The sequence below is a fragment of the Rhizobium sp. 01N424 genome (genome assembly GCF_056399485.1).
The window spans coordinates 44,447-64,918 of sequence record NZ_JBFTRK010000017.1 but is presented as its reverse complement, the minus strand read 5'-3'; the positions used below and the strand labels follow the sequence as shown (position 1 = coordinate 64,918).

Genomic DNA, 20,472 nt, shown 5'->3' with positions numbered 1-20,472 from the left:
TTGCGTCGCAGCAATGATTACGCACGCAATGCGCGCGGGGCAAGTGGCGGATGGGTGACGGCGGGGAAGAATCCCGCCGTCCATTCCATATCAGAAGGGGTTCCAGGTCGGGCCGGGGGTAATCTTGAGGTAGCCGACATTGACGCCGAGACGGGCGCCGACGCCGGTGCGGATCGGCACGACGAGAACGTTGTTGTTCTTCAGAAGCGTCATGCCGAAGCCGGCGATGACGTAGGCCTGGCCGCTGACGCCGCCGAAGCGGGCATAGATGCTGTCGATCGACGGAAGGTCATAGACCAGCATCATGACGCGCGAGCCTTGGCCACCGTAGTCGATGCCGAGCGACGGACCCTGCCAGTAGAGCGGATGCTCGCCTGCGTTCTTGGTGTTCAGCTGTCCTTCGCCATAGGTGAGGCCGGCGATGAAGGCGCCGGAGCCTTCCTGTCCGAGAATGTAGCCGTTCGGCAGGCCGTATTTCTGGAAAGCGGCTTCGATCACCTTGGCAAGGCCGCCGCTGGTGGAGCCGAAGAAGGAGTGTCCGGCGTCGACGATTTCCTGGACCGTGTACTGGCTGCTATTGGCCTGCTGGGCCGCAGCCTGCTGCGAGGAGAGCATAAATGCAGAGATGGTCAGCGCGACAAGCAGCCGGCAGAAGCCCATAAATCTTCCTGGGGATTGAAGGTGCATGGTGTCATCCGTTCATCATGGTCGGTTCAATGAGCCGTTTCCGGCAATTGATACATTTTGCTCCGATCGCCTTAACAATCGGTTTACCAAATATGGTGTCATTATGGCGCCGAGTACGGGCGCAAACTTCGTGCAATTTTGATCAGGCAAGATATGGCGGAATGAATTGACCGCCATTAGGAGACGATGATGTCCAAGAACCCCAATCTGACTTTGACCGGCCCGGATCTTGCCGCGCTGCTCTGCAGCCGCGTCTGCCACGACGTCATCTCGCCTGTCGGCGCAATCAACAACGGTCTGGAGCTGCTCGACGAGGGCGGTGCCGATGCCGACGCCATGGATCTGATCCGCACCAGTGCGCTGAATGCCTCTGTGCGTCTCAAGTTCGCTCGTCTTGCCTTTGGTGCTTCGGGCTCCGTCGGCGCCTCGATCGACACCGGCGAGGCAGAACGCGCCGCCAAGGATTTCGCGGCGGCTGAAAAGAAGACCGAGATCACCTGGATCGGTCCGCGCGCTATCGTCGCCAAAAACCGTGTCAAGCTGCTGCTCAATCTGCTGCTGGTCGCCTATTCCTCGATCCCGCGCGGTGGCTCGCTGGAAGTGACGCTCGAAAATCCGGAATTCGACGCGAAATTCAAGATCGTCGCCAAGGGCAAGCTGATGCGCCTGCCGCCGAAATTCGTCGAGATTGCCTCGGGCAACATCGAAGAAGCGGTCGATGCCCATTCGATCCAGCCTTATTATACCGTTCTGCTGGCCGACGAATGCGGCATGGAGCTCGGCCACAGCGCAACCGGCGAAGAGATTATTTTTACAGCCGAAACCGTTGCGGCCTAAGCTTATGGTTGCATGACTGCGCATTGTCTCTTTCCGGGTAACACTTCCTTAGCCTAATCGACCTATCCTTTCGGGCTGAGGAAGCGCCACCGGGACAGAAGTGGGGCGAAGGAGCAGTGATGCAGCGTTTCATGATCACCGACAGTTCGGACGTCGTTCGCAAGGTCGGCAAGCGTATCCTTTCCGAGCTTGATTTCCTGGTGGGCGAGGCGGCAAATGCCGCCGAAGCCCTGTCTGCCTGCCAGACCGAACTTCCCGATTACCTGATCGTCGATTCCGGCATGGAAGGCGCGCTTGAGCTGATTACCACCATCCGCGCCATGGAGGGTGGCAAAGAGGTCAAGATTTATTACTGCGTCATCGAAGCCGACCTGAAGAAGCTGATGGCCGGCAAGCGGGCAGGGGCGACCGACTTCCTGCTGAAGCCGTTCGACCGCAAGATCCTGACCGCCGTCTTCGGCAACCGCGCGATCGCCGCGTAAAGATCCCATCCATTTTGAAGTTCCAGATGCAATGCCCGGGGCCCGTCCCGGGCATTTTCGTGCGTCTAATAAGCTACCACTCTCCGGCACTTGGCCGGAATGATGCAGGGCGACTGGCGATCGGGAGAACAGCAGGCCGCAAACGAAAAAATCCCGCCTTGAAGGCGGGATTTTGAATTTGGCAAAAGGGGAAATGCGGTATCAGGCGCTTTCGGCGTATTCGGCACCATCCGGCTCGCGCAGCACGTAGCCACGGCCCCAGACGGTTTCGATGTAGTTGGCGCCGCCGGCAGCATTGGCGAGCTTCTTGCGCAGCTTGCAGATGAAGACGTCGATGATCTTCAGTTCCGGTTCGTCCATGCCGCCGTAGAGGTGGTTCAGGAACATTTCCTTGGTGAGCGTCGTGCCCTTGCGGAGCGAAAGCAGCTCCAGCATCTGGTATTCCTTGCCCGTCAGGTGAACGCGCTGGCCGCCGACTTCGACGGTCTTGGCGTCGAGGTTGACGATCAGTTCGCCCGTCATGATGACCGACTGGGCATGGCCCTTCGAACGGCGGACGATGGCGTGGATGCGGGCGACGAGCTCGTCCTTGTGGAACGGCTTGGTCATGTAGTCGTCGGCGCCGAAGCCGAGACCACGGACCTTGTCTTCGATGCCGGCCATACCCGAGAGGATGAGGATCGGTGTCTTGACCTTGGACAGGCGGAGAGTGCGCAGCACTTCATATCCGGACATGTCGGGAAGGTTCAAATCGAGAAGGATGATGTCGTAATCATACAGTTTGCCGAGGTCGACGCCTTCTTCACCGAGATCGGTGGTGTAGACGTTAAAACTTTCGGACTTGAGCATCAGTTCGATGCTCTGCGCGGTCGCGCTGTCGTCTTCAATCAGTAGTACCCGCATTATTATCCCCTTTACCGCCGCCGAAAGGTGGTCTGGCCCCCTACGCGATACCGAAATATGTCACTGCGTGATTTGGAAGCTGCCACGAAATGGTTAACAAATTCTATTCCACTCTGGCAAGAGGTAACGAATTTATTAAATATTTTGTCCATTCCGCTGTTTTCCAACGAGAATTCGCAAGACCGATTCCTTAACTTTTACATTAAGAACGGCCGCTAAGCGATTCATTCGACTCAGCAATGAAAAGGTTTCGGAAATCGCGTAGTGATGTTTACCGAGCCTTAAATCATCGGACCTATCATTAACGATGCCCGTAAACGAAAGGTTACCAGCGGTAGGTTTTTGTTAATACCGACGGAAATTTTTTGGGCAGACCGTCTCAAAGCGGTGCGCAAGGGGCAGTTTTAGTAAAGCCGGGATCTCGCATCACTGGAGTAATGCGTATGAAGTCGCGTGAGAGCCTAGTTCGCCTGAAGGAATTTCAGGTGAACGAAAAACGACGTCAGCTGCAGCAATTGCAGATGATGATGTCTGAATTCGAACGGATGACGAAGGATCTGGAGAGCCAGATCGTCGTCGAAGAGAAGAAGTCCGGCATTTCCGACCCGAATCATTTCGCCTACCCGACCTTCGCCAAGGCCGCACGTCAGCGCGCCGACAATCTTCAGGTCTCCATCAAGGAGTTGAAGATGCAGGAAGAGGCTCTGGAACAGGCGCTCGAGGAGATGCAGGCAGAATATGCCCGTGCAGCCGCCCTCGAGGAGCGCGACGGCGCGATTCGCGCCCGGGCGTAACGGTCTGGCGATGGACGCCGCCTGGCGTCCTGGGGAATCGCCGAAGAAAAAGCCACGTATGACGGGCAAGGTCCGTCATACGTGGCTTTTCGTGTTTTCTTAGGGTCAGAGTTTGAGCAGACGAATGCTTCTCGATGGCACGAGGGCAAGGATACGAACGCCCTCGGGAACCTTGTCGTAGAGAACGATGTGGCTCTGGTGCTCGTGGCGTCTAACGCCTTGGCCAATCTTGTTAGCGGGCCGTCCCATATCCGGGTTTTCAGCGATCAGCTCGAAACAATTCTTAACGCTGTCCCGATAGCGCTTCGCTTGGGGTGCTCCGAAGAGCTCTATGCTGTTCAAAAAGATGGCAAGAAGGTAGCGTTCCGCGCGTTCAGTTAAGACATAACCGCTCAAGATGCACCGGCGCGACGAGCAGCGAGCGCTTCAGCCTCCGCGAAAATCTCATCAACCGTTCGTTTGCCAGTTCCGCTGACCCGCGATGCGGCAATGATCTCTTCCAGTTCGACGAGCGAAAGCTCCTGGCCCTGCTGCGTCCGGTCCATCAGGATCAAGTCGCGCAGGTACTCGTCGGCGCTCGCATAGTCGCCCTTGCTGACGCGGCTTTCGACCCAGTCACTCTGCTGATCGGAAAGCGATACGGTTAAGCGTGCCATCTGTCACCTCTTGATACCCACAGGATAATCCGTAGGCAGGCGTTTGCCAAATGGTCTCAGTTCACCACGTCGCGCCACTCTTCGTGGCGCTGCGACTGTGCCTTGAAGAACGGGCAAAGCGCGAAGATCTTCCAGCCGCCCTTGCGGGCTTCCTCGACGGCGTGCAGCGCCAGCGCCTGGCCGACGCCTTTGCCGCGCAATGCGTCCGGCACGCCGGTGTGATCGATGATGATGAGCTTTGGCGAGGTGCGGGAATAGGTCATCTCGGCCTCATGCCCCTCGACATCAACGACATAACGGCCGCCCGAGGCATTTTCTTCGTTGCGGATATCCATTCTATTGTCCTCCGAAAGAGATGCGTTGCCCGAACGTGGCATGGCGGGCAGGGGCCTACAAGCCGGAGCGGGGGCGACGCAGTGTTCAACGGAGAAGGCTTGATGGTGAAATTGGCGCTGCTGAAGCCCGTGCTGCTGGTCGCGGCGCCTTTCTTTCTGGCGCTCGGGCTGGTCCTGCCGCTGATCCGCTTCGAGAAGCTCTATTTTTTCGATGAGACGCCGTCGCTGATCGGGATCGTTGCATCGCTCTGGAGCGGCGGCGACATGCTGCTTGCGGCGATCGTCGTCGTGGTCTCGATCGTTCTGCCGGTTTGCAAAATGATCGGCCTGGCGGCGGAGGCAACAGCGGCCGGTGGCGGAACCGGCAGCTGGTTTTATCGTCACGCCGTGCCTTACCTGTCCAAGTGGTCAATGATGGACGTGCTTCTGGTGGCGATCGTCATTGCTGCGGCGAAGACCACAGGGCTGGCGGATGCTTTTACGCAGCCGGGCCTCTGGTGTTATGCGGCCTCAACAATAATTTCGGGCCTTCTGCATTCCTTGAAGGGGAATGCGTCCGGCCCGAAATGAACTTGGTGCCAAAAGGCGATTAGTGACGGTACTGCTGGATACGCGTCGTACGCAGGCCGGCCAGGCCGTGACTGCTGATCGACGACTGCCAGGACAGGAACTCTTCTACGGTAAGCGTGTAACGCTCACACGCTTCTTCCAAGCTCAACAGGCCACCGCGCACAGCCGCGACAACCTCAGCCTTGCGGCGGATAACCCAGCGCCTTGTATTCGGCGGCGGTAGATCCGCAATCGTAAGCGGGCTGCCATCGGGGCCGATGACATATTTTACTCGGGGTCGTATCATTTCGGTCATTGGGACTCTCTACACAACTCAAGACCACAAACGTCACTCTAGCCCGTCACATTTAAAAATTGCCTAAACCGGTCGTAAGAATTTGATAACAACTTTAAGTGCCGGAGCTACCCACCTCCGGCCAAACTTCCCTTACGTAAATTTGAGCCCGGTGCATGGCTCCCATGCGTAATAAATAATATCTATATTTCGCGGGAAGATTTATAAGCGCTGCAACATTACGAATGAGCGCTAGACCTCGTCTCCGTTCTTCTCGCAGCATTCAGTCATAGAATCACGCCGAAAGCTTCCGTCCACTGCGACGCGGAGCCTCGCTGTGCTCTTGCTGTTGTCCGGCGCCTTCAACGGCCTGCTGGAGCGGGAACGGACCGCAGGTCGCGATTGAGGAAAAAATCGATGACGAGACGGGAACGCGCAGTGCGTAACTGCGTAGACGATAACGCTTTTTCGCTTTCCACCACCACGCGCCAGGGCGATCTCAAGATCGAGTTCAAGCGCAGCCTTGAGCGCATGACCAAGGACGCGGGCTTCGATTTTTTCTTGCTTGCCTCGTTTCCGCGCGGAGATGCGACGGGCTTCGTTGAAAACCGGGTCGCAAGCAACTGGCCGCAGACCCTCGTCAATCTATACGAGGGCGCGGACATGTTTTACTGCAGCGAACTCGTCAATGCTCTGAAGCAGACGATCGTGCCAGTATATTGCAATGCGGAAACCTTTGGCGGGGCTGCCGCCAATCTAGAAAACCGCCGGTTGAACGCCGCCTTCCAGATGCATGGATTGCAGGCAACTTTCGGCTTTTCGCTACATGATGCTGATCTAAAACAGTACATTTTTGCATTTTCCGGTTCGCGGCCCGCGCTGCAGCAGGAAGAGCAGATGGCACTTTTTTTCTCGGCGATGCAGGCGCTCGACCGTTTCAGCAGCGCCAATCGCGATGAAGTGGGCCCGGCGGAAAGCCTGACGCGGCGCGAAATCGAATGTCTGCGCTGGTCTGCGGCCGGCAAGAGCAGCGACGAGATCGCCATCATTCTCGATCTCTCCTCGCATACCGTCGTCGGCTACCTGAAGAGCGCCATGCGCAAGCTCGATTCGGTCAATCGCATGCAGGCCGTTGCCCGGGCGCTGCGCTACCGGTTGCTCTGACCTTCAAAGCAGGATGGCGCTGATCTCCGTCTTTCCGGTGCCGAATTCATATTGCGCCGTTCCCGTATGCACGATCGACAGCCAGTCTCCGGCCGTAAGCTGGGCGAGGCCGAACGCCGTCTGGCGTGCTGCCGCGGCGGTGGTGACACCGGCAACGGTGGCAAGTGCGGTGCTGCCGTTTGCTTCCAGCCGTGCGCCATAGGCTGATGAAGTCAGCGTGCTGACGGAGAGAATCAGCAGGTAGAGGCCGGAAGCCGGGACGATCAACCTATTGCCGGTGCCTGATGGCACCGCGGCGCCCAAGGCGAACCCACCCTGCTGCGTATGCATGGCATTGAAGCCGGTGCGGGCGTTATTGGCCGGGGCCGAGGTCCCCGCCGTAAGCGAAGCCCGCACAACCGGGCGCGCCGGTGTCCTGACGATGCCGTCGGCGGCAATCGCCAAGGCCGTCTCCCATGCCGCACCATCGCCGCTCACCTTGATCGAGAACTCGTCATTGCCTGCGAGCCCTATTTCTGCACGACCCGACCAGTTGGATTGGAAGAGAAGCGACGCGGTGTCGCCGGCCGACGCCTTGTTGACCTTCACCTGATGACCATGGCCTTCGTGATTGAAAAGGCTGGCAGGGGAGGAGATGGCGAGGCGGTTTTGCAGATCGGCTGTCGCGTTCAATCCGAGAAGCGGAAGGCTGGAGGGCGGCGAGGCAATATCGCTCCACGTGCCATCGACCAGAACCCGGAACTTTCCGATGGCGGTAAAATACGCCCGCCATCCCTCGCGCGGCATGATATAGAGCCAGGCGCCGTCCTGGCGGAACGCAAGCCGTCCCCGTTTCCCGGCCCAGATCCCTTCCGCCCCTGCTGCGATCAGATAGCAGGTGCCTTCTTCCGGCGCTTCCGGCGGGGTCGAGGCTTCGCTTGTGACCGTCAGCTGGATGACCGCATCGATCAGCTGCAGCGCCTCGTTATGCGTCACATGCTTCTGTGCCTGAGAGGGTAGAATATAGGGGAGGGCAAGATTGGCGGTAATCTCGGACATGCAGCAATCTCCATTGCGCCGGGGCGTCGGGTGCTGCCGATCTTAGATCCGCTGTGGCGGCCGGGGACGAAGGCCCGCTGCCGCTGTTGATGTTCAAGCTGATTCTTGCGGTGTCATGCGCGGCGAAGCGCGCGCTTCCGGCTTCCCCAGGAGATGAAATCCGGATTGACGAAGTCAGGCTCACCCTTTCGGCCGATCTTGCCGTAGGTCAGCGGCAGCCCGTCGAGCGTCAGGGTCGTGCCGCCAGCGGCGCGCAAAACGGCATCGCCCGCCGCCGTGTCCCATTCCATCGTCCGGGTGAAGCGCGGATAGACATCCGCCTTGCCCTCGGCCAGCAGGCAGAATTTCAGCGACGAACCGATATTGGTGCATTCTGAAATGTCGTGCTTGGCCAGAAAACTGTCGGTCGCCGGGCTGTTGTGGCACCGGCTTGCCAGCGCCAGCCGGTGTTCCGGCTCGTCGCGGACGGTCACGGTTTCGCGCCTGTCGACCGTGAAGTCTTGGTCCACATGCAGTTTCTCGGCGCGGCCTGATTCCCCGGCAAAGGCGACGCCCAGCGCCGGGGCATAGACGATGCCCGCGACCGGGATGCCGTTCTCGATATAGGCGATGTTGACCGTGAATTCCTTGCGCTTGTCGACGAACTCACGCGTGCCATCCAGCGGATCGACGAGGAAAAACGGCTTCTCGCCGATATCAGGGATATGGCCTGCAGCCACCGATTCTTCGGCAATGACGGGAATGTCAGGATATTCCCTGGTGAGATGCGCGAGAATGATCTTTTCGGCTTCGTGGTCGGCCAGCGTTACCGGCGTCTCATCGGCCTTGGTCGAGACGTGATAGCCCGCACGGAAAATCTCGATGATCTTCCGCCCTGCTTCGAGAGCTGCATTTTCGAATGTCGGCAACATCACGTTTCAGAATCTTTCGGACCGGGAAAGGCCCCGGCGAAGCGTCGAATATAACTTTAAATATAAGATTGAGGCCAGACTTTTGCACGCCACGGAAAACCGCTATGAAAGCAGACAGGCAGCGGAATGGTTTTCACCCAATCGTCAGCCACATGGTCGGAATTTGCTTTGAATTCCATTTTTGTGGAATAGCTTTCGTTGGCCGGAACCGGTGCCGGATCACAAAAGCGCCGCAATGGTTAATCCACAGGCCGTTTCTGGCTAAATTTTTGTCATATAATGCCTTTTTAGTGTGGAAATTGATCCGTAACGCGCCATTTGCGTCCGTTTGAGCAAGAATCTGATTCAGCGCAGCCTTTTTGTCTTCACATTTTCCCTGAAAGCGCTATGCATGCGGCTACGAGGTTTCGATTTAAAAGCGGAGCCCTAACCAAAAAGAGATGCAGCCATGTTGGTTCGCATCCAGGGGAAATGACATATGGAGTACTTTATCCAGCAGCTCTTCAATGGGCTGACTCTTGGATCCATCTATGGTCTGGTCGCTATTGGCTATACGATGGTTTACGGCATTGTCGGCATGATCAATTTCGCCCATGGCGATGTCTTCATGCTTGGTGGTTTCGCTGCTCTTATCGTCTTTCTCGTTCTCACATCCATTTTCGCAGGTCTTCCGGTAGCAGTTCTTCTGCTGGCGATGCTTGTTGTTGCGATGCTGATGACGAGTTTGTGGAATTGGACGATCGAGCGAGTTGCATACCGTCCGCTGCGCGGTTCGTTCCGCTTGGCGCCGCTGATCACCGCGATCGGCATGTCGATCACGCTTTCGAACTTCATCCAGGTGACGCAGGGCCCGCGCAACAAGCCGATCCCGCCGCTGGTCACTTCGGTCTACGATATTGGCGGCATCTCGGTTTCGCTCAAGCAGATCATCATCATCGTCATCACGGTCGTGCTGCTCGCGGGCTTCTGGTACCTCGTCAACCGCACGGCGCTCGGACGCGCCCAGCGCGCGACGGAGCAGGACCGCAAGATGGCCGCTCTGCTCGGCGTCAATGTCGACCAGACGATTTCCATCACCTTCATCATGGGCGCCGCACTCGCTGCCGTCGCCGGTACGATGTACCTGATGTATTACGGTGTCGCCTCGTTCACCGATGGCTTCACCCCAGGCGTCAAGGCGTTCACGGCTGCCGTTCTCGGCGGTATCGGTTCGCTGCCGGGCGCAGTGTTCGGCGGTCTGCTGATCGGTCTCATCGAGTCGCTCTGGTCCGCCTACTTCACCATCGCCTACAAGGACGTCGCGACCTTCGCGATCCTGGCTTTCGTCCTGATCTTCAAGCCGACCGGTATTCTCGGACGGCCGGAAGTCGAGAAGGTATAATCGTCATGGCAAACATTGAAACTTCCGCAGGCAAGCCCGAGGCCGGGCTTGTCCAGAAGGGTATCCGTGAAGCTTTCTTCACTGGTCTCGTCTCGCTCGGCCTGTTCGTTCTCTATGTCGGTCTCGGCACGCAGCAGAACATCAACAACGAACTGATCATCGTCCAGCGCTGGGGCCTGCTTGCGATCTTCGTCGCAATCGCCGCCATCGGCCGCTTCGTCATGGTCGTCTTCATCCAGCCGAACATCAATCGCCGCAAGCTTGCCAAGGCAAAGCAGGGCGAGCTCGATATCTCGACGGAAAAGAGCTTCTTCCACACGCACTTCCTGAAGATCGCGCTGGTTGCTCTGCTGCTTTACCCGGTCGTGATCTACGCGCTCGTCGGTGCGCAGGGCTCGCTGAAGTGGGTCGACAACTTTGGTATCCAGATCCTCATCTACGTGATGCTGGCTTGGGGTCTGAACATCGTCGTCGGCCTCGCTGGTCTGCTCGACCTCGGTTATGTCGCCTTCTATGCTGTCGGCGCCTATTCCTACGCACTGCTGTCGAGCTATTTCGGCCTGTCCTTCTGGGTCCTGCTGCCGCTGTCGGGCATTTTTGCCGCGCTCTGGGGCATCATCCTCGGCTTCCCGGTCCTGCGTCTGCGCGGCGACTACCTCGCCATCGTGACGCTGGCCTTCGGTGAAATCATCCGTCTGGTGCTGATCAACTGGACCGATGTCACCAAGGGTACCTTCGGCATCTCCGGCATTCCGAAGGCAACGCTGTTCGGTATTCCGTTCGATGCGTCCGCCGGCGGCTTTGCCAAGCTGCTCGGCCTGCCGATGTCGTCTGCCTATTACAAGATCTTCCTGTTCTATCTGATCCTGGCACTCTGCCTGGTCACGGCTTACGTCACCATCCGGCTTCGCCGCATGCCGATCGGCCGCGCCTGGGAAGCTCTGCGTGAAGACGAAATTGCCTGCCGCTCGCTCGGTATCAACACGGTGACGACCAAGCTCACCGCATTTGCGACGGGCGCGATGTTCGGCGGCTTCGCCGGCTCGTTCTTCGCCGCGCGCCAGGGCTTCGTCTCGCCTGAATCCTTCGTCTTCCTGGAATCGGCCGTCATCCTTGCCATCGTCGTCCTCGGCGGCATGGGCTCGCTGACGGGTATCGCGATTGCCGCGGTTGTCATGGTCGGCGGCACGGAAGTGCTGCGCGAAATGGACTTCCTGAAGGTCGTCTTCGGTCCCGATTTCACGCCGGAACTCTATCGCATGCTGCTCTTCGGCCTTGCCATGGTCGTGGTCATGCTCTTCAAGCCGCGCGGTTTCGTCGGCTCGCGTGAACCGACCGCCTTCCTCAAGGAGCGCAAGGCGGTATCCGGAAGCTTCACCAAGGAGGGCCACGGCTGATGAGCCCTGTAGAAACGATGTCCAACGATACCCTGCTCAAGGTCGAGCACCTGTCGATGAAGTTCGGCGGCCTGATGGCCATCAACGATCTGTCCTTCGAAGCCAAGCGCGGCGATATCACCGCCCTGATCGGCCCGAATGGCGCAGGCAAGACCACGGTCTTCAACTGCATCACCGGCTTCTACAAGCCGACGATGGGCATGATCACCATGAACCAGAAGAGCGGAAAGCAGTATCTGCTCGAGCGTCTTCCGGATTTCCGCATCACCAAGGAAGCCAAGGTCGCCCGCACCTTCCAGAACATTCGTCTGTTCTCGGGTCTGACGGTCCTGGAAAACCTGCTCGTCGCCCAGCACAACAAGCTGATGAAGGCTTCTGGCTATACGATCCTCGGGCTGCTCGGCATCGGCAGCTACAAGAAGGAAGCTGCCGCCTCGATCGAACTTGCCCGCTACTGGCTGGACAAGGCCGATCTGACCGATCGCGCCGACGACCCGGCGGGCGATCTGCCCTATGGCGCCCAGCGCCGCCTGGAAATCGCCCGTGCGATGTGCACCGGTCCGGAACTGCTCTGCCTCGACGAACCGGCCGCCGGTCTCAACCCGCGCGAATCGCTGGCACTCAACGAGCTGCTGCGCAGCATCCGCGCCGATACCGGAACCTCGATCCTGCTCATCGAGCACGACATGTCGGTGGTCATGGAAATTTCCGACCACGTCGTCGTTCTCGAATACGGCCAGAAAATCTCCGACGGCACGCCCGATCATGTGAAGAACGACCCGAAGGTCATCGCGGCCTATCTCGGTGTCGAAGACGAAGAAGTTGAAGAGGTCATCGCGACCGTAGAAGGGGGCGCATTCTGATGGCTGGGGAACAGCTTCTTAGTGTTCAGGGTGTCGAGACCTATTACGGCAATATCCGCGCTCTCGCCGGCATCGATGTCGAAGTCAAGAAGGGTGAAATCGTCAGCCTGATCGGTGCCAACGGCGCCGGCAAGTCGACGCTGATGATGACGATCTGCGGCAGCCCGCAGGCACGTACCGGCTCGATCATTTTCGAGGGCCGCGACATCACCAAGATGCCGACCCACGAGATCGCGCGTCTGCGTATCGCCCAGTCGCCGGAAGGGCGTCGTATCTTCCCGCGCATGACCGTTCTGGAAAACCTCCAGATGGGCGCGGGTCTGGATAACCTGAAATATTTCCATGAGGACCTCGAAAAGATTTTCGTGATGTTCCCGCGCCTCAAGGAGCGCCAGACGCAGCGCGGCGGCACGCTTTCGGGCGGTGAGCAGCAGATGCTGTCGATCGGCCGCGCGCTGATGGCCCGTCCGAAGCTTCTGCTTCTCGACGAGCCGTCGCTCGGCCTGGCGCCGCTGATCGTCAAGGGAATTTTCGAGGCGATCAAGAAGCTCAACGAAACCGAAGGCCTGACCGTCTTCCTCGTCGAGCAGAACGCATTTGCTGCCCTCAAGCTTTCGCATCGCGCCTACGTGATGGTGAACGGCAAGGTGACGATGAGCGGTTCCGGCAAGGAACTGCTTGCCAATCCCGAAGTCCGTGCCGCCTATCTCGAAGGCGGGCGGCATTGATCCGGGCAGAAGGGAGACTTTGATATGCAGGGACTTTTCTTCGAACCGGATATGGGCGTCAGGACGGTTATCCGCGCGCTCGTCATGCTCATCGGTTTCTGGACCGCGTGGCGCGCGGGCAAGGCCGCGGCCGAAGGCTGGAGCGATTACCCGCTGGTGATCGCCTATACCTTCCTGCTCGCCTGGGTGATGCAGTTCCTGCATCACGCGCTGTTCAACGGCCCGATGCTGAGCGCCTTCTTCTACATCATCGATTTCGTGCTGCTGCTCGTCTTCTCGACGGCCGGCTTCCGCTTCCGCCGCACCAATCAGATGGTCAACAACTATTACTGGCTGTACGAAAAAACTTCCGCCTTCTCGTGGAAGAACAAACATTGACAGCCCGTTGAAACTAGGCATGAATTGCCTCAGCGGCGGTACCCGGAAGTCTTGGACTTAAAACGGAAATCCGCCACTGATAAGAAATCGAAGGGCATGGCTCATGGCCGGCAAGGCACAACGCCACCGGTTCATGCCCCCAGAGAGGAACAGCTTTCCCGGCGCAAACGATGGTGGGTAATGCGCTGGGTCTAGGACCGGAACCCGCCCAAAAATTGGGAGTAAAAACATGAAGAAGTATCTTCTGTCAGCAGTAGCTCTTTCCGCGATGGTTGCTTTCAGCGGCGCTGCGCGGGCTGACCTGCTTGTTGGTGTTGGTGGTCCGCTGACGGGCCCGAACGCTGCGTTCGGTGCACAGCTTCAGAAGGGTGCCGAACAGGCAGCCGCTGATATCAACGCTGCTGGCGGCATCAACGGCGAGCAGATCAAGGTCGAGCTCGGCGACGACGTCTCCGACCCGAAGCAGGGCATCTCGGTAGCGAACAAGTTCGTTGCTGACGGCGTCAAGTTCGTTGTCGGTCACTTCAACTCGGGCGTTTCCATCCCGGCTTCTGAAGTTTACGCTGAAAACGGCATCCTCGAAATCACCCCGGCTGCTACGAACCCGCAGTTCACCGAGCGTGGTCTCTGGAACACGTTCCGTACTTGCGGCCGTGACGACCAGCAGGGCGCGATTGCCGGCAAGTATCTTGCCGACCACTTCAAGGACGCCAAGATCGCTGTCGTTCACGACAAGACGCCTTACGGCCAGGGTCTCGCTGACGAAACCAAGAAGGCTATGAACGCCGCTGGTATCACCGAAGTCGTCTACGAAGGCATCAATGTCGGCGACAAGGACTTCTCGGCCCTCATCGCCAAGATGAAGGAAGCCGGCGTTTCGATCATCTATTGGGGTGGTCTCCACACCGAAGCTGGTCTCATCATCCGCCAGGCAAAGGACCAGGGCCTGAAGGCAACGCTCGTATCGGGTGACGGTATCGTTTCGAACGAACTGGCTTCGATCGCTGGCGACGCTGTTGAAGGTACGCTGAACACCTTCGGCCCGGATCCGACGCTGAACCCGGCCAACAAGGACCTCGTCGAGAAGTTCAAGGCTGCCGGCTTCAACCCGGAAGCCTACACCCTCTACTCCTACGCTGCGATGCAGTCGATCGCAGGCGCTGCAAAGGCCGCTGGTTCTAACGATCCGGAAGCCGTTGCAAAGGCCATGAAGGAAAAGGGTCCGTTCCCGACCGTTCTCGGCGAAATGTCCTTCGATGAAAAGGGCGACCCGAAGCTCCCGGGCTACATCATGTACGAATGGAAGAAGGGCCCGGACGGCAAGTACAGCTACTTCCCGCAGGCTGCGAAGTAAGCATCGCTTGCACGGTTCCGACCGTTTAGAAGAAGCCCGGTTTCGACCGGGCTTCTTTGTTTTTGGCGACGGTTTCGCGGCGGAGTGACGTTTTCAATCCAGGTGTGATGGGCTAGGTCTTGAGCCTCGCCTGGATCTAGAACGGAAGCTCATCATGTCCCGACCGCGCATTCTCGTCACCCGCCGCTGGCCCGCTGCCGCCGAGGCGGCACTCGCCGAACGTTTCGAGGTGACCCTCAACGAAGCTGACGTGCCGATGACCGCCGATCAGCTGCGCCAGGCGCTGGCCGACTACGACGCGGTGCTGCCGACCGTCTCCGACAAGCTCCCCGCCGCCGTTTTCGAGGGCGAGATCCGAACGAAAATTCTCGGCAATTTCGGCGTCGGCTACAATCACATCGACATTGCCGCCGCCAAGGCCAAGGGCATTGCCGTCACCAACACGCCGGGCGTTCTGACCGATTGCACCGCCGATATTGCCATGTTGCTGCTGCTCGATGTTGCCCGCCGTGGCGGTGAGGGCGACCGGCAGGTCCGCGCCAACGAATGGAAGGGTTGGTGCCCGACCCACATGATCGGCACCAAGGTCTCCGGCAAGACCGTCGGCATCATCGGCTTCGGCCGTATCGGCAAGGCCTTCGCCCAGCGCTGCCATTTCGGTTTCGGCATGGACGTGGTGTTCTACAATCGCTCCAAGGTCGATGAGGCCGAAGCCGCCCGATACGGCGCGCGCCAGCTCGCCACCGTCGAGGACGTGCTTGCGGCCGCCGATTTCGTCTCGCTGCATTGCCCGGGTGGAGCCGAGAACCGGCACCTGATGAATGCGGCGCGCTTCGCGGCGATGAAGAAGGGTGCGTTCCTGATCAACACGGCGCGCGGCGACGTGGTGGATGAGGCGGCGCTGGTTGCGGCCTTGCGCGACGGGACGATCCGCGGGGCAGGGCTCGATGTCTACGAGGCGGAGCCGCAGGTGCCGGAGGCGCTGAAGGCGATGGAGAATGTGGTGCTGCTGCCGCATCTCGGCAGTGCGACGGATGAGACGCGCACGGCGATGGGGATGAAGGTGGTGGAGAATGTCGCGGCGTTCTTCGAGGGCCGGGAGCCTGCGGATCGGGTGGTTTGAGGGTGGTCTTTGAGGGTTGAGCAAGAACGCCCCCCTCTGCCCTGCCGGGCATCTCCCCCACAGGTGGGGAGATGACTCGTGGCGGGCTCCCCACACTCTATGACTGAACCTATTCGCGGCCTACATCGTTAGATGTCGGGCGAGCGGGCGCGCCCAGCCAATCTCCCCACCTGTGGGGGAGATGCCCGGCAGGGCAGAGGGGGGCGTTCTTGCTCGAAGTCTCAAGACTCAAGCGACCCCACCATCACCCCTCATGCAAAACATGCGCCGCCTTCACCGCAGCAGACGCCCGGTTCTCCACCCCGAGCTTCACATAGATCTGCTCGAGATGCTTGTTCACCGTCCGCGCCGACAGCCCCAGAATCTCGCCGATATCCCGGTTGGCCTTGCCCTTGGCGATCCAGAGCAGCACTTCCGACTCCCGCTGGGTCAGCGAAAAATGCTGGCGCAGCACCGCGTCGTCGCTGCGCTGGCTGACGGCGGTGAGGCGGAAGAGGTATTCGTCGGGACCGATGGTGCCGAGGAAGGCGAGCTGCAGCACGGGTTGGCCGGCGTGGGTGACGGAGAAGGCGGTGTCGCGGCCGCTTCCCATGCGGTCCTTCATCCAGGCGGCGATATGCGCCGTTACCACCTCCATGCCGTCGTCGCTGCCCATGGCGGCGTTGACGAGCCGGGTGGCCTGAGGAGTCGACCAGTGGATGCTGCCATTGCCCTTGACCGCGAGCAGATGGCGTCCGGCGGCATCGAGGGCGACGCGGGCGCTCTGGGCCGAGCGGGCATTGCGCAGATGGACGCGGATGCGGGCGCGCAGTTCGTCGATATTGATCGGCTTGGTGAGATAGTCGACGCCACCTGACTCAAGCGCGTGGACGACATGTTCGGTCTCCGTCAGCCCGGTCATGAAGATGACCGGCACCTGGCCGACTGCGGCGTTGGCCTTCAATTTGCGGCAGGTCTCGAAGCCGTCCATGACGGGCATGACGGCGTCGAGCAGGATGAGATCGGGGGTGATGCGCTCGACGATGTTGAGCGCTGCCGTGCCCGACGTGGCGATCAGCACGGAAAAGCCCGACTGTTCCAGCGCATCGGTCAGGAAGCCGAGCGCCTCCGGGGAATCATCGACAAGCAGGACGATATCGCGGGGATGGGCCGTGTCAGCCAATGGTCTCTACCTTTTCGTCGAAGCCGTGCAGGAAGGTCATGAAGCCGTCGAGATCAAAGGCTCCGACATAGGCTCGCAGTTCATCGGTAAATGGCTGATTTGCTTCGTCCTTGGCAAGGTCATTGAGCTTGGCTTCGATCCCCCTGATGTAGCCGATTTCGCAAAGGCGCATCAGTTCCTCGATATGGGCCGCACCCGGGCTGACGAGTGGTGGCCTGGCGGGCACTGCAGGCGGCGGGACGCTATCGGCATAGACCCATTTGAGGCCGAGATGCAGCGCGAGCTTGTCGCGCAGCTGCTTGATATCGACCGGCTTGCCGATCGCGTCATTGTGGCTGTCGTCGCTTTCGGCGGTCGCCGCGGCGTCGCCGATATTGGCCGAGAGCATCAGGATCGGTGACGTCTGGCCGCTTTCGCGCAGGCGCGACGCAAGCTGCCAGCCGCTCATGCCGGGCATGGAGATGTCGACGAGGAAGAGGTCGGGCTTGATGCCCTCGATCAGCGTCAGGCAGTCCAGGCCGCTGGCCGCCGTCAGCACCACGAAATCGAGCGGCGCCAGGATCTCGCGCATCATCTCGCGGTGATCCTCGTTGTCGTCGACGACGACGACGGTGCGGCGCGGACCGTTATAGCTGACGATCTTCTTTTCCTGTGGCGGGGCGACGATTTCGCGTGTAACGGCCGAGAGCATCAGGCGAACACGGAAGGTCGAGCCCTTGTCCTTCTCACTCTCGACCGAGATTTCGCCGCCAAGCGTGTTGGTCAGGAGCCGGGTGATGGTCAGCCCAAGGCCGAGCCCCGGCATCGGCCGGATGCTTTCGGCCTCGCCGCGCTGGAAGGGTTCGTAGATGCGGCTGATATCCTTCTCGGCGATGCCACGGCCGGTATCGGAAACTGTGAAGGTGGCCACCTGGCTGCGATAGCCGATATCGAAGGTCACAGTGCCCTCGTCGGTGAACTTGATGGCGTTCGACAGCAGGTTGACGAGGATCTGGCGCAGCCGCTTCTCGTCGGTGCGCACGAATTGCGGCAGTGACGGTGAGCGATAGTGATGGAAGGTCAGGCCCTTTGCCTGTGCCTGCGGGCGGAACATGTCGACGATCTGGTCGAGGAAATCCTGGATGTTGATCTCGTTGGAATAGACCTGCAGGCGCCCGGCCTCGATCTTGGAAATATCCAAGAGCCCGTCTATCAGGCCGGAGAGATGCTCGGCCGACCGGCGGATGACCTTGATCGAGGATTGGCGCGGCGCCGGGATGGTTTCGTCGCGCTCCAGGATCTGGGCATAGCCGAGAACGGCATTGAGCGGCGTGCGCAGCTCGTGGCTGAGGCCGACGACATAGCGGCTCTTGGCGCGGTTTGCGGCTTCTGCGGTCTCCTTGGCATTCTGCAGGGCGGCGTCGGTCTTCTTGTGGGCGGCGATTTCCTTGAGCAGTAGCGTGTTTTGGCGCGAGGATTCTTCCTCGGCGACGACGCGGCTGTCGTGGGCGAGCACATAGAACCAGCAGACGACGCCGGCGATGACGGCGAAGACGAAGAACACGATCAGGATCGTGCGGTTGACGACCTCGGCGGTCTCCGGCGAGGCCGAGGCCACCTGATGGGCGATCATCGCCAGGATTGCGCCGACGGCAGTCAGCGCCAGCACGACGGCGATGCCGTAGCGTCCCAAGCGGGTGGTGAGCTTTTCGATCACCGTTTCGGGCAGCAGCGCCTTGGCGACGGTACCGATCTGCGCATTCAGCCGTGCATTCGGCTTGCACATGTCGTGGCAGCGGCTGTCGAGCGAACAGCAGAGCGAGCAGATCGGCGCGGCATAGGCCGGGCACCAGGCCATGTCCTCGGGCTCGAAGGGATGTTCGCAGACCGAGCAGGTGATGCTAGTCAGGTTCTTCCAGCTATGGCGCGGCTTGCGGGCCAGATAGTATTTGCCCTTGGTGCCCCAGGCGATCAGCGGCGAGGCGATGAGCGAAATGACCAGCGTGATATAGGGCGCCAGCGAGGCTGCGATCGGGCCGAAAGCACCGAAATGGGCGATCAGTGCGACGGTCGCCGACAGCGTCATGGCGCCGAGGCCGACAGGATTGATGTCGTAGAGATGGGCGCGCTTGAATTCGATGCCGGGAGGGGCAAGGCCGAGCGGCTTGTTGATGAAGAGATCGGCCGAAATGGTGCAGAGCCAGGCCATGGCGATGATCGAGAAGATGCCGAGCGTTTCCTCCAGCAGCTTGTAGATACCGAGTTCCATCAGCAGCAGGGCGATGGCGACGTTGAAGATCAGCCAGATGACGCGGCCCGGATGGCTATGTGTCAGGCGCGAGAAGAAGTTCGACCAGGCGAGCGAGCCGGCATAGGCGTTCATCACGTTGATCTTCAGCTGCGAGACGACGACGAAGGCGGCCATCAGCAGCAGCGCGGCATTGTGCCAGGGGATCATGTAGCCGAAGGCGGTGAGATACATCTGCGCCGGATCGGCGGCGCGGTCGACGGGCACGCCGGCGGTGAAGGTCAGCACCACCAGGAAGGAGCCGGCCAGCAGCTTCGGCGCGCCGATGATCACCCAGCCGGGACCGGCGAGGAAGACGGCGAGGCGATGACGCCACATGCGCTGACCATCCGGCGGCAGGAAGCGCAGGAAGTCGGCCTGTTCGCCAATCTGCGACATCAGCGCCAGGATGACGGCCGAGGCGGCGCCGAACTCGACGAGATTGAAATCGGCGACCGTGCCCGGCGGTCCCGAGGCATGGCGGATGCCGGCAAAGGCGCGCCAGACATCGAACTTCTCCCAGTCGAGAAAGGCGATGAAGATGAAAGGCAGGATGTTCAGCACGATCCAGAAGGGCTGGGTCATCAACTGGAAGCGGCTGATCAGCTTGACGCCGTGGGTGACCAGCGGGATGACCATCACGGCGCTGATGATGTAGCCGATCCAGAGGGGGATACCGAGCGTCAGCTCCAGCGCCCCGGACATGATCGACGCCTCGATGGCGAAGAGCATGAAGGTGAAGCTCGCATAGATCAGCGAGGTGATGGTCGAGCCGATATAGCCGAAGCTGGCGCCGCGGGTCAGCAGGTCGATATCGACGCCATGGCGGATCGCATAGCGGCTGATCGGCAGGCCGATGGCGAGCATGGCGATCGAGGCGACGATGATGGCGTAGAAGGCGTTGGTCGTGCCGTAGGACAGTGTGATGGCGCCGCCGATCGCCTCCAGCGCCAGGAAGGAGATGGCGCCGATCGCCGTCTGCGAGATGCGTTGCGAGGAGAACTGCCGGGCGCTCTTTGCGGTGAAGCGCAGCGCGTAGTCTTCCAGCGTCTGGTTGGCGACCCAGCGGTTATATTCGCGCCTGACCGGAATGATGCGTTGCCGCGCTGCCATGCGTGTGTGCCGGTCCCTTCGTTCCGTTTGTCATTCTTCCGTAACATGGATGGGCG

At 60.0% G+C, this 20,472-nt stretch carries 22 protein-coding genes; 12 read left to right on the top strand and 10 right to left on the bottom strand.

The genetic code is table 11. From position 1 onward, the window contains the following. Positions 1-90 precede the first annotated feature (90 nt). Positions 91-687 (bottom strand): DUF1134 domain-containing protein, encoded by a 597-nt coding sequence (locus tag AC1DNK_RS27780; RefSeq protein WP_112516328.1) that lies wholly within the window; start codon positions 685-687, stop codon positions 91-93. 189 nt (positions 688-876) lie between these two features. On the opposite strand from AC1DNK_RS27780, the gene chpT reads away from it, so the two are divergent. Together chpT and AC1DNK_RS27770 are read left to right on the top strand one after the other, a co-directional pair. Continuing rightward, complete coding sequence (gene chpT / locus AC1DNK_RS27775; RefSeq protein WP_112445871.1) at positions 877-1,524, top strand: histidine phosphotransferase ChpT; 648 nt, start codon at positions 877-879, stop codon at positions 1,522-1,524. Between the two features lie 119 nt (positions 1,525-1,643). Further along, complete coding sequence (locus AC1DNK_RS27770) at positions 1,644-2,006, top strand: response regulator (protein WP_112516329.1); 363 nt, start codon at positions 1,644-1,646, stop codon at positions 2,004-2,006. Between the two features lie 201 nt (positions 2,007-2,207). Here the strand turns inward: AC1DNK_RS27770 and ctrA are convergent, their stop codons facing one another. Then, entirely contained in the window at positions 2,208-2,909 is a 702-nt protein-coding gene (ctrA, locus tag AC1DNK_RS27765; RefSeq protein ID WP_112390401.1) for a response regulator transcription factor CtrA, read from the bottom strand. A gap of 443 nt (positions 2,910-3,352) precedes the next feature. On the opposite strand from ctrA, the gene AC1DNK_RS27760 reads away from it, so the two are divergent. After that, positions 3,353-3,703: a flagellar export protein FliJ gene (locus AC1DNK_RS27760; protein WP_112390402.1), complete on the top strand. Its 351-nt coding sequence runs from the start codon at positions 3,353-3,355 to the stop codon at positions 3,701-3,703. A 105-nt stretch (positions 3,704-3,808) separates the two neighbouring features. On the opposite strand, the gene AC1DNK_RS27755 is transcribed toward AC1DNK_RS27760, so the two are convergent. From AC1DNK_RS27755 to AC1DNK_RS27745, 3 genes are read right to left on the bottom strand one after another with little or no spacing between them, the layout of a single operon-like run. Further along, complete coding sequence (locus tag AC1DNK_RS27755) at positions 3,809-4,099, bottom strand: type II toxin-antitoxin system RelE/ParE family toxin (protein ID WP_477944280.1); 291 nt, start codon at positions 4,097-4,099, stop codon at positions 3,809-3,811. Then, on the bottom strand, positions 4,096-4,359 hold the full coding sequence (locus tag AC1DNK_RS27750; RefSeq protein ID WP_477944279.1) for a ribbon-helix-helix domain-containing protein: 264 nt from the start codon (positions 4,357-4,359) through the stop codon (positions 4,096-4,098). Before AC1DNK_RS27750 ends, AC1DNK_RS27755 begins: the two co-directional genes overlap by 4 nt. A 56-nt stretch (positions 4,360-4,415) precedes the next feature. Further along, positions 4,416-4,694 carry a GNAT family N-acetyltransferase gene (locus tag AC1DNK_RS27745; protein ID WP_112538910.1) on the bottom strand — a complete coding sequence of 93 codons (279 nt, stop codon included), beginning with the start codon at positions 4,692-4,694 and terminating at the stop codon, positions 4,416-4,418. Positions 4,695-4,796: 102 nt separating this feature from the next. On the opposite strand from AC1DNK_RS27745, the gene AC1DNK_RS27740 reads away from it, so the two are divergent. Continuing rightward, positions 4,797-5,264, top strand: a complete 468-nt coding sequence (locus tag AC1DNK_RS27740; RefSeq protein WP_477944278.1) for a paraquat-inducible protein A — start codon at positions 4,797-4,799, stop codon at positions 5,262-5,264. A gap of 19 nt (positions 5,265-5,283) precedes the next feature. On the opposite strand, the gene sciP is transcribed toward AC1DNK_RS27740, so the two are convergent. Beyond that, on the bottom strand, positions 5,284-5,559 hold the full coding sequence (gene sciP / locus AC1DNK_RS27735; RefSeq protein WP_034476390.1) for a CtrA inhibitor SciP: 276 nt from the start codon (positions 5,557-5,559) through the stop codon (positions 5,284-5,286). Between the two features lie 396 nt (positions 5,560-5,955). Here sciP and AC1DNK_RS27730 point away from each other — a divergent pair, with 396 nt between their 5' ends. After that, positions 5,956-6,702, top strand: coding sequence for a LuxR C-terminal-related transcriptional regulator (locus tag AC1DNK_RS27730; protein ID WP_477944277.1), 747 nt, complete (start codon positions 5,956-5,958; stop codon positions 6,700-6,702). A gap of 3 nt (positions 6,703-6,705) precedes the next feature. Here AC1DNK_RS27730 and AC1DNK_RS27725 read toward each other — a convergent pair whose 3' ends face one another. Next, entirely contained in the window at positions 6,706-7,740 is a 1,035-nt protein-coding gene (locus AC1DNK_RS27725; protein ID WP_477944276.1) for a DUF2793 domain-containing protein, read from the bottom strand. 113 nt (positions 7,741-7,853) lie between these two features. Continuing rightward, complete coding sequence (gene cysQ / locus AC1DNK_RS27720) at positions 7,854-8,651, bottom strand: 3'(2'),5'-bisphosphate nucleotidase CysQ (RefSeq protein WP_477944299.1); 798 nt, start codon at positions 8,649-8,651, stop codon at positions 7,854-7,856. A 478-nt stretch (positions 8,652-9,129) separates the two neighbouring features. Here cysQ and AC1DNK_RS27715 point away from each other — a divergent pair, with 478 nt between their 5' ends. From AC1DNK_RS27715 to AC1DNK_RS27685, 7 genes are all read left to right on the top strand, one after another. Then, entirely contained in the window at positions 9,130-10,032 is a 903-nt protein-coding gene (locus AC1DNK_RS27715; protein WP_112390410.1) for a branched-chain amino acid ABC transporter permease, read from the top strand. 5 nt (positions 10,033-10,037) lie between these two features. Then, on the top strand, positions 10,038-11,429 hold the full coding sequence (livM, locus tag AC1DNK_RS27710; protein ID WP_112516336.1) for a high-affinity branched-chain amino acid ABC transporter permease LivM: 1,392 nt from the start codon (positions 10,038-10,040) through the stop codon (positions 11,427-11,429). Next, complete coding sequence (locus tag AC1DNK_RS27705; protein WP_112390412.1) at positions 11,429-12,292, top strand: ABC transporter ATP-binding protein; 864 nt, start codon at positions 11,429-11,431, stop codon at positions 12,290-12,292. Before livM ends, AC1DNK_RS27705 begins: the two co-directional genes overlap by 1 nt. Continuing rightward, a complete protein-coding gene (locus tag AC1DNK_RS27700; protein WP_112390413.1) occupies positions 12,292-13,020 on the top strand; it encodes an ABC transporter ATP-binding protein in 729 nt (242 codons plus the stop codon). Before AC1DNK_RS27705 ends, AC1DNK_RS27700 begins: the two co-directional genes overlap by 1 nt. Positions 13,021-13,044: 24 nt before the next feature. After that, positions 13,045-13,398: a DUF6867 family protein gene (locus AC1DNK_RS27695; protein WP_112390414.1), complete on the top strand. Its 354-nt coding sequence runs from the start codon at positions 13,045-13,047 to the stop codon at positions 13,396-13,398. A 229-nt stretch (positions 13,399-13,627) separates the two neighbouring features. Beyond that, on the top strand, positions 13,628-14,752 hold the full coding sequence (locus tag AC1DNK_RS27690; RefSeq protein WP_112390415.1) for a branched-chain amino acid ABC transporter substrate-binding protein: 1,125 nt from the start codon (positions 13,628-13,630) through the stop codon (positions 14,750-14,752). A 154-nt stretch (positions 14,753-14,906) separates the two neighbouring features. Continuing rightward, positions 14,907-15,875 (top strand): 2-hydroxyacid dehydrogenase, encoded by a 969-nt coding sequence (locus AC1DNK_RS27685; protein ID WP_477944275.1) that lies wholly within the window; start codon positions 14,907-14,909, stop codon positions 15,873-15,875. Between the two features lie 244 nt (positions 15,876-16,119). On the opposite strand, the gene AC1DNK_RS27680 is transcribed toward AC1DNK_RS27685, so the two are convergent. Next, positions 16,120-17,037 (bottom strand): response regulator, encoded by a 918-nt coding sequence (locus AC1DNK_RS27680; RefSeq protein ID WP_477944274.1) that lies wholly within the window; start codon positions 17,035-17,037, stop codon positions 16,120-16,122. Then, positions 17,030-20,416 (bottom strand): hybrid sensor histidine kinase/response regulator, encoded by a 3,387-nt coding sequence (locus tag AC1DNK_RS27675; protein ID WP_477944273.1) that lies wholly within the window; start codon positions 20,414-20,416, stop codon positions 17,030-17,032. The genes AC1DNK_RS27680 and AC1DNK_RS27675 overlap by 8 nt, the downstream gene beginning before the upstream one ends. Positions 20,417-20,472: the final 56 nt, after the last annotated feature.